The following is a 12,556-nucleotide window of genomic DNA, read 5'->3' as shown; positions in this document are numbered from 1 at the left end:
AAAGATTGGAACATCTGCTCCAACCTTTAATATCTTATATTAATTTTTCATTAAATATATTATCTAAGTTTACTTTCTTAACTCTATTATGAATCTCCTCATTATCCGTTGAGTATAATCCCGTTTCTTGCATTCGTTTAAAATATCCAGCTCCCGCGAAAGTGTATCTATTTCTTCTACCTTCTTTAGTCTGTACCTTTTCATTAGCATAAGCAATAATATCTCCAATAGCTAGATTCCTTGGTAAAATTAATAATGGTATTCCAAGATAATTCCTAACTGCATTATGCCCTGCAATAGAACCAGTGGATATAGCTTCTGTATGACCTACAAACAGTCCACTTTTTTCTCCTCCACAGAATAAATTATCTAATCCCATGACTTTTAAGTCATCTGTCCTAGGTGCTACAGAAAGATATCTAATAGAATTTCCCTTTCCTCCAGCATAAGGATCTAAAAATTTTGCTGATTCTAATCCTTTAATTTTTCTAAGCTTTTCTAATGGATAATAAGATGTCATCAGTTTTGCATGGCCAGTATCCAGTAAAACTATATTTTCAGCAAACTCTTTAAGTGCATATTGTTGACATACCTTTTGCGTTAATTTATCTAAATTGATATCCTCAACAGGAACAGTTAACACTACTACACCCTTTTCATCAAGTTCTTCTATTATCTCTTTGGAAAGAGTTTCCTTAGCTAGTTTACAAGATCCACTAAAAGCTCCATAAACATCCTCGTCTCTTTCTCCCTTTATATCTTCTATTCCCGCCCTATGACTAATGCTTATTCTTGGTCCAAAAGCAGGACATCTTAATATGCACATAGAGCATCCATTACCATATCTTAAACAATTTCCCATAGGTCCAGTAGATCCTGTGGTTTCTATAAAAACATCTCCTTCAATAAAACTTCCATCCGAAATATATATGCCTTTTAATTTACTCCCTTCTCTTTCTACATCTACTGCTCTAGTTACCAATTTAATTTCAATTCCTAAGTCTAACAAGTGCTTTCTAACCTCTGGCTCTATTTTATTAACATCATAAAGCCATGCATGCTTATGACCAGGGAAGTCTATATTCTTATGTCTTGAATTATTATCAGTAATGTGAATTAAATCACCTGCACCAAGTGCTATAAGTTCTTCAGCAGCAGTATATCTACCATTATTTCTCATTATTCCGCCTACATTTCCTAGTCCCAATAATAAATCTGTTTTTTCAAGTAAGGTAACCTCTGCACCAGCTTTTTTAGCGGATATGGCTGCGGCACAACCGGACCATCCACCCCCAATTACTACAACCTTCAAAACATTCTCCTCCCTTCTAAAACATGCTTTGGTTCAGTCTGTATCTTACAAAGTCTTCTTAACTTCTCGTCATTATTCATAATGGTGCACGCTCCACATACTCCTTCACCACAGCACATTTTTTCATTATTACAACAAGAAAACTTAATATTTTTATCATGACCTTCTATTATTTTCATAACTTGATAATTTAATATATCTGCACCATCGCAATGTACCAATGAGATTTTGTTACTTTCTAGTATATATTCTAACTTATTTTTACATGCTCCACTTAATAGTCCGCCAGGAATTATAGTTATACATTCTATAATTTCATCAGCATATTTAGAAAGTTCCTCCTTAATAAAAATATCTTTAAAAGGATTTTTATCAATTAAGACAATTAATTTATTGTTGTTATGCTTTAACTTTTCTAAAACTGGCAATAAAGGTGCTTGACCAATTCCTCTAACTACTAATAAACAAATCTGATTTTTAGCTTCCATTATTGCTTTCAGTCCTAATATTCCATTCCAAAATGGCCCTTTAACTAAGATATCATCACCTATATCCAATTTATCTAGTGATTTGGTTTTGACCCCTTTAAGTTCAATAGTTAAAGTTAATACATTTTCTGAAGTATTACTATCCATTACACAAATTGGAGTGTCAAATTTTTTTTCACAATCTGTTTTTCTAACAAAAACAAAACTTCCTGGATTCACAAGTTCACTAACAAGCTTGTCACTAGCTTTTACTTTTAAAATTAGTATTTTATCTTCAATTTTGTATTTATCTATGACTTTACAACTTTGATATTTTCTTCCTGGTTTGCTTTTAAAGTTATTAGTAACGAATTCCTGATATATACAAACACCATTCCAATTGCAACAATCACAAAAATCTTTGCCATCTAGGTGTGAACATAGAATGCAGTTGCCAGATTCCGCCAAGTGACAAGGACAAAATTCACTTCCGCAATCTATACAAGTATATGGCTCATAACTCATCTTACAACCTCCTAGATTACTCTAATATTAAGATATTTAATTATTACATATTTGTTACATTTTACAAGCGAAAATCATAATATAACTTTAAAATAAGGCTTATTATTCTTTTTAATAATTTCATAATCAAGGTACCCTAATATTTGATTGGCAGAAGCTCCACCTGAAACATCAAAAATAGCTTTAATATTTTGATCCTTAAATAATTTCATTGACTCATTTGCTCTTTCTTTTCCTATTCCTGCAAAAGGTCATTTTGTCTTATAAATTGTTTTTGCATATCTAAGCTTTAATCCCATATCATTTAATATCTGTTTCAAGAAACTCTGCTTTTAATTTTGCATTTGCTTTCTTTGCCATATCTATAATATTATTTATCATTAGTTAGTTCGTATAAATAAATTTATTATTTTCTAAAAATACAACAACCCCATCTTCATCATTACTTTTTGCTACAAATTTTGCAACAGACTTTAGTTCATCAATCGCATTTTTCATTGCAGCACCTGTTCCACAATTTTTTATCATTTCCATGTCATTATAATCATCTCCAAATGCAATTGTATCCGATATTTCACAGTTTAGATGACTAATAACATATTTAATACTATTCCATTTTGAAACCTCTGAATGCATTATCTGGCACAATGTACCCTTATCTGTAATTACACCTTTACACTCTTTAGGTAAGTTTTTAAGTAACTCTGGGTCTATTGATTCCTTAGTACAAATAATGACTTTAAAGGCTACTGTAAAATCTAGTTCTCTTAAATCCAAAATTTCACAGGGTGCTTTACCAAAATAATCTGAAACATCAAAATTTGAATAAAGTTTATCATTTATTTCAATACAAATATTATTAAGATTATACTTTTTTGCTGCATCCATAATATCTAAGATAGCTTTTTTAGACATCTCCATTTTATATAAAGTATCCTCACCTTTAATTACAAGAGCACCATCATAGCAAATAATAATATCATTCTTTAACTCATGTGGAATATACTTATATATATCTCTTGGAGGTCTTGCTGTAGCAAATATAAGCTGATTTTCTTCATTTTTGCACTTTTTTAAAACATTAATAGAATAATCTGAAATTGTTTTGTCACTTCTTAACAATGTCCCATCAAGATCTGAAATAATAACTTTAGTCATATTTGCCCTTACCTTCCTTCAATTTATTATTTTATTGGCTAAATTATTCTCTTATTTACAACTGAATTCCAATGAGTAAAGGTATTTAGATATTTTGTGATTATTTCATAATAGTTCTCTATTCTATTCCGTTTAGTTTGTAAAAATTCCTTTAAAATTTGTTATAATCTTATACCGTTCTTTATGAACTTCTACAACTCTTACTGACATTAAATTTTTCTCTTTCACCTTTAATATTTTTTGCTTGATTCTTATATAAATTTATACAATCATGATTTTCAATATTTTTAATATTTCTTAGTCACTCCATACTCTTTTTTAATTTTCAATCTATCTTTTATAATTTATATAGTATGTATCATATGGTGCTGTTCCGTCAAAGGTATTTTTATATGAACATATCCACGCTGGAATAAATCCACTTATATATGCAACAGATTGCGATGCTATATTTGATGAAGCAGTTCCATAATAAGGTACAATCCCTCGTTCCATAATCATTTGCCAATTGTTTTCTTACTATTTCTAATATTTTAGATCTATTAAACTCCATAATTTCCCCCTATAATTAACTTTTTAAGTCTTTGTTTTTTGTACTTTCTTACAAATTGCAATACTATCATGTTCTCTGATCCAGCAACTGTTGAAACCCTATGTGAAATTGATATTATTCTTTATCATCCTGGTATCCAATAAGTGAAATTAATCTAGTAGCAAGTGTCTGCCCCCAACTCAGGTAGTCATGTCCACTTTTAAAAAATTCAAAATCAACATGATAGTCTAATGATTCTAATGTCTTCTTAACATTCACTGAATTATTAATCATTGTTTGTTTATTTTCAAGAACGCCTACATTCATGTAAAACTTAAGTGGCAGTTTTGGACTTAATTTTATTTGTACACTCATCCAACAATCAAGTTCACTACCTCTCTTTTCAAGCTCCACTTGATATTGCTTTTTTTATCTGATTTTATAGGCTTATACCAAAATGAACCTGATTTACAAAGTACGTTTCCAAATACATCAGAATGTTTTAGCCCCATATATGTAGCTGTTAATCCTCCGAGGCTCACCCCACCGATTATTGCCTTTTGTGGATCGTCTGATAAGTTATATTTTCCTCTAATCCAAGGAATCATTTCATTTGCTACGGAACTACAAAATAAATCATTACACGATAAATCCTTAGACCTTTTATCTGTTGAATCAATAAAAATTGCTACAATAGGCGGGATTTTTTTATCAGCAATCAAATTATTCAAGACTTGTTCTGCTTTAAGAACATTTATATAATCATATCCATCTGTCAATGTAATAAAACCATAAGGTGATGAATCCTTGCTATAACCAGAGGGTTTATAAACGTTTATAACTCTAGGTTCTATGAAATATGAACTTTCAAATTCATACTTTGTAATAGTTCCTTTTGGGATGTTGATTCTTTCTTCAAGCCAAAAATTTTCGTCTGAGTTAGGCATATTAACATATGGTATTTCCACCTTAAAACTACCAGGTCTATTGAAAATCAGTTTGTTTTTGTTGAATTTATCTGCTCTCATATTTTTGTATCATTCTTTACATCCTATAAGTAGAGAGTCATTAGGAAACACATTGTACGAAAATTTTATGTCATTTCTAATTTTATAAGTTCCATACCATAAATTTGTATCACCAATACGATCAAGGAGATGTTCTTCAATATTCTCATCAGTTAAGGCTGGTAATATTTGTGACATTATAAGCACATTATTAATCGGTTGTTCAGCAAAATAAAATATTGTAACTAATGAATTGTCTGGTTCATCATTTATTGGTTCAATAATTGGATTTCCTTTTTCCTTTAAAAATTCAAGGAATTCATTCAAAGCTTTTTTTTCGTCATTTTGAATATTCAATTTTAATATTTTAATTAATTCCATTTCAAGATTATATTTAATCATAACTGATTGTATACTATTATATATTTGTATACTCTCCTTTCTTAAATTTCTTATTAAATAGAGCTTTTTTATCTTCTTGAATTATGGATTAAAATTATTGTTCATATATTTACGTCTTTTACTTAAAATATTGAATTATTATTATTTTATAACTTCTATCATATATATACTAATTACAATTACTTAGTAACATATTCATAATCTCATAAATCTTCTATTACAAAACCTTCTATTTTATATAGATACTCAGCAGGATTGCCTACTAAGCACCAAAGGAAACATTTAGAATATCCTCGCCTATATAATTCACTTAATACAAATTTAATCATTCATAACAGATTAAATTAATGATTTTAAGCAATTAATTAAAATGTCAGGTCTATCTAAATATACTTCATGATCACTATTTTCTGCGATTATTAATTCACCTTTACTAGACAATTTTGATAGTTCAACTTGTAATTCACGCCATTTGTTTTCATATAAAATGGCTCTTCAATTGGAATGCTTAAATTAATCCAATATTTTTCTGCTACTTTATTATCCCTTGCAATTACTTTTAGTGGAATATTAGGAAATTCCCCCATTTCTTTTATGCTATTGCTGCTTCTTTCCCAATTTTTAAATTCATCTGCCATCATTTTATAAAGTAGAGGGTTACTTAAAAATTCTTCACAATCTACAATTTCATTTTCAGATAGTGTATTTTTATATCCTGATATAATATTTTTACATTGATTTTTAAGTTCTTCCTTTGATTTTTTTGAATTATTAATATTACATTCAATCATTTTATTAATACTTATAAGTGAATCCATTACTGGTATATTAAGATTGTATAATTGCTTAAAATTATAAGAAGTTGAATCTACAAGAACTATCCCATTTATTTTATTAGGGTACATTTTTGCATATTGTTGTACACATAGTCCTCCAAATGAGTGTCCCATTAAAATAAACTTTTCTTTAACTCCTATATTATCTAAGAGACTATTGAGTTCTTCAGAAATATTTTTAGTAGTTCTACATTTATTTGAAGCTTTGCTTTTCCCATAGCCAGCTCTATTATACAAAATTATAGTAAAATCCTCCTTAATATCGTTAATCAAAGCATGCCAATCGTAAAATGAGCCGCCTATCCCTGATTCTATAACAAGTATCTGCTCTCCTTTTCCAGTTATCTTATATTCTAAATCTAATTTTTCCATAATTAGATCTATTCCTTTCACTTAATAAATTTTATTTTATAATTAAGTTATATGTATATCAGAATAATATCCTCACAAAATCTACAGCTACTCATCTTGTATAAAAATCAGATTATCATAACCTGTCCAGCAATTTTACTCTTTAATTTATAGAAGTATTTAGATAAGGATTTTCTATTTTTTCAATAACTTCATTTTAGAATACTTAAAAAATTCTTTTTTATAAATAAAAAAATATAATTTTACATTATTACCTTATTTTATTATTTATTTAATAAATTACAATAAGTCATTTGCCATTTTTCGAAAAATTTCAACAATTTAATTCAACATAAATTATTTATTTTTAATATAGAATTATTTGATATGTCATGTAGACTATTCACATCTCTTCATGCTCTATAATACTTATCTATTTAACATCAATATTTATAGACTTATTATCAACTTTTATGTTGTTGTATGTTTTAAAACAAAAGCTTAGATGAAAAGAAATCTTTCTTTTCATCTAAGCTCTATTTTTATATTAAATTATAAAAAATAAAAGAATAATTGTTATAAACTCCTGCATCTAATCAAATATTTTTTCTTTAAGTATTCGATAGAAAGGTTTCTTATTTACATGATTATTAGTTATTAAAGGCTCACATAATAATTGTTCTTTTTCATCACTTATGACTATTGACCCTACCATTTCATCTTTATTAACTGGTGCTTTTAAGGTATTAGGAGCTTTTATTTCTACTTTTAATTCTTCATCTTTTTTTGTAAGCATGTTTATATCCTTATCTACAGACAATTCTAAAGGTTCTTTTCCATCTTGAGTATCTATTTCCTTAACTAACTCACCCTTTGAAAATAGTTTTTTATATTCATAATTTTCTTTAACATAATTAAATATTTTTTTAGTTTCTTCCCATCTTGGAGTACAATTTAAAGTCACTATTATAATGTCTCCTCCATTCATATTTATTGAAGATACTAAACATTTTCCAGCTTTTCCTGTATACCCTGTTTTTACTCCATTAGCATTTGGCATCTGATATAGTAATTTATTTATGTTTTGATAATCTCTTGTAAAATTATATTGCTCTTTAGAAATGGATTTAGAAGAAACTATTTCTTCAAATTTAGGAATTTCTTTTGCCTTTTTAGTAGCTATTGCTAAATCGTAGGCTGTAGAATAATGATACATGCTGTCTAATCCATGAGGAGATTCAAAATGGGAATTTATTAATCCAATCTCTAAGCAATGTTCATTCATTAGCTTACAAAATTCTTCTACAGATCCTGAAATTCCTTCTGCTATAGCAATGGCCGCATCATTACCAGATTTAAACATAAGTCCATATAATAATTCATGAAGTGTTATTTTTTCATTTTCCTTATAACCAACAGTTGATCCTCTTATGCTGGCAGCATTTTTTGATATAACAAACTCTTCATCTAAAATTCCATAGTTTAGAGCTACTAAAGCTGTGATTATTTTAGTAGTACTAGCTATAGCTATTGAAGAATATGCATTTTTTTCATAAACTACCCTACCGCTATTACCATCTATAGCTATTGCACTTCCTGCATTTACATTTAATTCTTTACCATAACAGGTATAAAACATTGATGAACTTATGATTAATGCTGTTAAAATCATTGAAATAAATCTTAAATAGAACTTTCTCATTGTATCACCTCGATTAAATAATTAATTACCATATTAAGTCTAATTATGAATAACTTTCCCCATTGTGGCTAGAATATTAACAATAGACTGGAGGATAATTTATGAAAATTTTTTTTATACTATTATTGATTTTTGCAATGATATTATTATTACCTATTCCTCTAAAAATAAAACTTATTTATTTAAACAAAAATTTTCAATTATGGATTTATAATAAGCAATTTAATTTAGATAAAAAAGAGGACAGGGCTAAAATTAAGAAAGTAAATAAAAAGCTTAAATATAAGGATAAAATTCACAGTAAAAAGCTTAATATTAATCATTATAGAAGAATGCTAAGTAATTTAAGAAGAAATAAATATAAAATTACTATTAAACTATATACTAAAATAAATTATTCTTTTGAAGATGCTGCAGCAACTGCTATAATCTATGGTTTTCTTCATCAAGCTTCTTCTCTTACTTATGGAATCTTAAATCACTTTTTTTATGTTAAAGATTTTAATACTGAAATAAAGGCTGAATATAATAAGTCTTATATAAACTTAGAAATAAAAGGTATAGTTTTGTTTAATTTTGCAAAACTTATATATATCTACTATATAATCAATAAAAGTATTAAAGATGAAAATACATTACATCAATGTAAAAAACTACAAATTAAGGAGGAAACATAGATGGAAAATCATCCAATAGAAAATTTAATGAAAAGTACAATGGAAAACATAAAAGACATGATTGATGTCAATACTGTAGTAGGTGAGCCAGTAACGGCTTATGATGGTACAGTTATAATTCCTATATCAAGGGTATGCTTTGGATTTGGTTGTGGAGGCACAGAATTTGAAAGTGTAAGAAATAGCACTTCACCTCAACATCCTTTTGGAGGAGGATCTGGTGCAGGAGTAACAATTAAACCTGTTGGATTTTTAGTAGTTAAAGGTGACTCTATTAGATTGCTATCTGTTGATCACCACAATACTTATGATAAAATAATTGATACTGTTCCTCAATTATTTGATATGGTTAAAGACCTATTTAAAAATGATAGCGAAGGTAATGAAAATACTTCACAACAACATCAACCTCCTCAACCACCTCAACAGCCTTAATCCTAACTCTAACAATGATAAAATATAAGAACCATGTTTCCATGGTTCTTTTTACTCTTCATCTTCAAAACTATCTAGACTTGGAATTTCCTCTATGTTTCCAAAATCAAAATGTTTTAGAAACTCATCAGTAGTAGCATATAAATTAGGTCTTCCTACAACCTCTTTTTTTCCTGTTTCTTTAATTAGATTTTTTTCTATAAGAGTATAAATTGCTCTATCGCTTTTGACTCCCCTAATCTCTTCAATTTCTACTCTCGTAATTGGCTGTTTATAAGCAATTATGGCTAAAGTTTCTAAAGCTGCTTGAGATAAAGATTGTCTTACATTAGTCTTCAGTAATTTTTGAATATAATCAGAGTTTTGAGGCTTAGTTACAAATTGATATTCCTTATTGTTTTTTATTATTTTAATTCCTCTTACTTCTTCTTCTCTATATAATTTCATTAATTCTTTCATTAGCTTTTCTGTATAATCTACAGAACACTCTATTATAGATGCTATAGTATTTACACTTAATGGATCTCCACTAACATAAAGCAATGATTCTATAATGGAATAATACACTTTTTTATGAGACACTTCTTCTATTTCTAATTGATTATTATCATATTTACTCACTATCCTCTATCCTTTCTATGTATATATCATAAAAATTTTTTTCCTGTATAACCTTCACCGTTTTTAACTTTATCAATTCCAACAGTGCTAAAAAAGTAACAATAACTTCAGTTTTGCTTTCATATTTACGAATAAGTTTTGTAAAATAAAGTTTTGAAGAAGAGGATGTTAAACTTTTTAACTCTTCCATCTTATCTTCAATTTTAAAAGTTTCTATTTGAATCTTATCTTGGAAATTTGAGCCTATATTCATCTTGTTCACATAATTATTTATTAGTTCATTATATAAATTATATAAATCCAACATTGTTACATTTTTAAGTAAATCTAATGGATTTTCTTTTTTACTGTTTTTTTCTTCAATTATCTCTGGTTTTTTGCTAAATACCGCCCCTGTTTCCCTTTGTTTAGATGCTAAAAACTCAGAAGCTAATTTATATTTTTTATATTGAACTAACTTTTCAATAAGTTCCTTAGCTGCATCTTCTTCATTTTCACTTTCTTCAACTTTAGGCTTAGGTAATAAAAGCTTTGACTTAATTTCAATAAGTGTAGCAGCAATAACAATAAACTCTGAAGTTATTTCTAAATCCATTTCCTTCATATCATTTAAATATTGTAAATACTGGTTCGTTATTTCCATTATTTTTACATCATAAATATCCATTTCATTCTTTTTAATTAAATGTAACAATAGATCAAAAGGACCTTCAAAGTTAGTTATTTTAATACTTAATGCCATAAGAATACTCCTTTTTTATATTAGGCATCTTTTAAAGGTAACTAGTCATCATGTTAAGTTTTGCATATCATATATCATCAAAAGCCAATGATATTATCTCTATTAGTAGAACCTGCTTTCTCATATGATAAAAAATATTTCTTTCATTTTAACTAATTATTTTATTACAGTGCCTTAAGTTATACTTTATTATTCAGTTTAAACTACTGTGTTCTATGTACTATATTAATTAAAAAAATTTATTATTTTTAATAAGGCAATTGAAAAATTCTCAGGCTTCGCTGAGAATTCACTGCAAGAGTATATTGAGTAGTATTATTAATCCTCAATTATATAAAAACACATTAATTTCTAAAATAATTTCTCTCTAGTATTATAGCATCTTTATAGTTAAAATTCATTATTAAAGTAAAAATCCTAGGCATAATGCCTAGGATTTCACTTTAATATTTTTTATAAAACAACTGATTATTGTACAGTATCTTTTATTAATTATTTTACATGTCTTAAATTGCTTTATCAAACAAATCAGAAATACTATTTTTAATATTTTTAAAGAATTCAGATTGTTTTGCTTCTCTATCACTATATAACTCTACTTTTCCTAATAACTTATCCCCTACATAGATCTCACAATAACCTACAATGTCACCTTCTTTATAGTGCTTTCTTGTGGTATCTATAGTAGTTTTTTTCACTATTTCTTCTTCACTATTTTTCTCCATTGTTACTTTTAAATTGTCTTTAGCTTTGGCTATAAAGAAGTTATCTCCTTTTTTATTTAGAGCTACTCTTTCGATTTCTTCATCTTTTCTAACTGCATCTTTGCTTTCAAATTTGGCAAATCCATAGGTCATAAGTTTACTTGCATCTGCATTTCTTATTTTATAAGTTGGAGAACCCATAATAATAGCAAGCATTCTTACATTATTTCTTACAGATGTTGCGGAAATACAATACTTTGCTTCCTCTGTAAATCCTGTTTTCAGTCCATCACAGCCTTCATAGAATCTTACTAATTTATTATGGTTTACTAATTCTATTGGACTTTTACGACCTTCACTTATAGTTTCCATATAGATTGAGGAATACTTTAATATGGTAGGATGCTTTAATAATTCCATAGACATAATAGCAATATCATTTGCTGTAGTTAAATGTCCATCAGCACTTAGTCCTGTGCAGTTTCTAAAAGTTGTATTTTTCATTCCTAATTCTTGTGCTCTTTTATTCATCATTTCAACGAAAGCTTCCTCTGTACCACCTACTTGTTCTGCCATTGCTACTGCAGCATCATTTCCAGAAGCAATAGCTATACCTTTTAATATTTCTTCAACAGTCCTAACTTCACCTTCATCGAGTATCATGCTGCTTCCACCCATAGATTTTACTTTAGCACTACAAACAATCTTATCATCTAATTTGAGTTTACCAGAATCTATAGCCTCCATTGCTAATAACATAGTCATGATTTTGGTAACAGATGCTGGTGCAAATTTCTCATTAGGATTTTTTTCAAAAATCACCTTACCACTAGAAGGCTCGATTAATAATGCTGATTTAGCATCAACCTCTACAGCATTTGTAGTTGCTTCTTTATTTATTTTATCCTCAGCTTTTACTGGAATAACTAAGAACTGGCTTAATAATATAAAACTTAATAATAAGCTCAATAGAGTTTTTTTATTTTTTTTCATTGTTATCCTCCTTAAGTAAAAATTATCTAAGCTTATTTTTACCTAAAATAAGAATATTATCACAGAATCTATTAAAATTTATATAATGTAAA

Annotated in this window: 15 protein-coding genes; 2 read left to right on the top strand and 13 right to left on the bottom strand. The window is 27.9% G+C overall.

What is annotated here, in order from left to right; all coding sequences use genetic code 11:
• Positions 1–34: 34 nt before the first annotated feature.
• The 10 genes from ACWPW7_RS13230 to ACWPW7_RS13185 form a co-directional block, all read right to left on the bottom strand.
• Positions 35–1,312, bottom strand: a complete 1,278-nt coding sequence (locus ACWPW7_RS13230) for an FAD-dependent oxidoreductase (RefSeq protein ID WP_454053879.1) — start codon at positions 1,310–1,312, stop codon at positions 35–37.
• Positions 1,309–2,304, bottom strand: a complete 996-nt coding sequence (locus tag ACWPW7_RS13225; RefSeq protein WP_454053878.1) for a sulfide/dihydroorotate dehydrogenase-like FAD/NAD-binding protein — start codon at positions 2,302–2,304, stop codon at positions 1,309–1,311. Before ACWPW7_RS13225 ends, ACWPW7_RS13230 begins: the two co-directional genes overlap by 4 nt.
• A 74-nt stretch (positions 2,305–2,378) precedes the next feature.
• On the bottom strand, positions 2,379–2,543 hold the full coding sequence (locus tag ACWPW7_RS13220) for an LD-carboxypeptidase (RefSeq protein ID WP_454055509.1): 165 nt from the start codon (positions 2,541–2,543) through the stop codon (positions 2,379–2,381).
• A 145-nt stretch (positions 2,544–2,688) separates the two neighbouring features.
• Positions 2,689–3,462 carry an HAD family hydrolase gene (locus tag ACWPW7_RS13215; RefSeq protein WP_454053877.1) on the bottom strand — a complete coding sequence of 258 codons (774 nt, stop codon included), beginning with the start codon at positions 3,460–3,462 and terminating at the stop codon, positions 2,689–2,691.
• A 330-nt stretch (positions 3,463–3,792) separates the two neighbouring features.
• A complete protein-coding gene (locus tag ACWPW7_RS13210; RefSeq protein WP_454053876.1) occupies positions 3,793–3,957 on the bottom strand; it encodes a hypothetical protein in 165 nt (54 codons plus the stop codon).
• A 172-nt stretch (positions 3,958–4,129) separates the two neighbouring features.
• A complete protein-coding gene (locus ACWPW7_RS13205; protein ID WP_454053875.1) occupies positions 4,130–4,369 on the bottom strand; it encodes a hypothetical protein in 240 nt (79 codons plus the stop codon).
• Complete coding sequence (locus ACWPW7_RS13200) at positions 4,366–4,962, bottom strand: alpha/beta hydrolase (RefSeq protein ID WP_454053874.1); 597 nt, start codon at positions 4,960–4,962, stop codon at positions 4,366–4,368. Before ACWPW7_RS13200 ends, ACWPW7_RS13205 begins: the two co-directional genes overlap by 4 nt.
• Before the next feature lie 69 nt (positions 4,963–5,031).
• Entirely contained in the window at positions 5,032–5,403 is a 372-nt protein-coding gene (locus ACWPW7_RS13195; protein WP_454053873.1) for a hypothetical protein, read from the bottom strand.
• Positions 5,404–5,822: 419 nt separating this feature from the next.
• Complete coding sequence (locus ACWPW7_RS13190) at positions 5,823–6,611, bottom strand: alpha/beta fold hydrolase (protein ID WP_454053872.1); 789 nt, start codon at positions 6,609–6,611, stop codon at positions 5,823–5,825.
• A gap of 571 nt (positions 6,612–7,182) precedes the next feature.
• Positions 7,183–8,292, bottom strand: coding sequence for a D-alanyl-D-alanine carboxypeptidase family protein (locus ACWPW7_RS13185; RefSeq protein ID WP_454053871.1), 1,110 nt, complete (start codon positions 8,290–8,292; stop codon positions 7,183–7,185).
• A gap of 101 nt (positions 8,293–8,393) precedes the next feature.
• On the opposite strand from ACWPW7_RS13185, the gene ACWPW7_RS13180 reads away from it, so the two are divergent.
• Both ACWPW7_RS13180 and ytfJ read left to right on the top strand, forming a co-directional pair.
• Entirely contained in the window at positions 8,394–8,969 is a 576-nt protein-coding gene (locus ACWPW7_RS13180; RefSeq protein WP_454053870.1) for a DUF2953 domain-containing protein, read from the top strand.
• A complete protein-coding gene (ytfJ, locus tag ACWPW7_RS13175) occupies positions 8,970–9,404 on the top strand; it encodes a GerW family sporulation protein (RefSeq protein WP_454053869.1) in 435 nt (144 codons plus the stop codon).
• A 51-nt stretch (positions 9,405–9,455) separates the two neighbouring features.
• Here the strand turns inward: ytfJ and scpB are convergent, their stop codons facing one another.
• From scpB to ACWPW7_RS13160, 3 genes are all read right to left on the bottom strand, one after another.
• Entirely contained in the window at positions 9,456–10,025 is a 570-nt protein-coding gene (gene scpB / locus ACWPW7_RS13170) for an SMC-Scp complex subunit ScpB (RefSeq protein ID WP_291559959.1), read from the bottom strand.
• The gene (locus ACWPW7_RS13165) at positions 10,018–10,767 is read right to left on the bottom strand and encodes a segregation/condensation protein A (RefSeq protein WP_291559957.1); all 750 of its coding nucleotides are present in this window, start codon (positions 10,765–10,767) and stop codon (positions 10,018–10,020) included. The genes scpB and ACWPW7_RS13165 overlap by 8 nt, the downstream gene beginning before the upstream one ends.
• Positions 10,768–11,273: 506 nt before the next feature.
• Positions 11,274–12,464: a D-alanyl-D-alanine carboxypeptidase family protein gene (locus ACWPW7_RS13160; RefSeq protein ID WP_454053868.1), complete on the bottom strand. Its 1,191-nt coding sequence runs from the start codon at positions 12,462–12,464 to the stop codon at positions 11,274–11,276.
• Positions 12,465–12,556: the final 92 nt, after the last annotated feature.

Source organism: Clostridium sp. Marseille-Q7071 (assembly GCF_965112025.1).
Note: the sequence above shows the minus strand (reverse complement) of the source record. Positions and strands in the feature narration are given on the sequence as shown.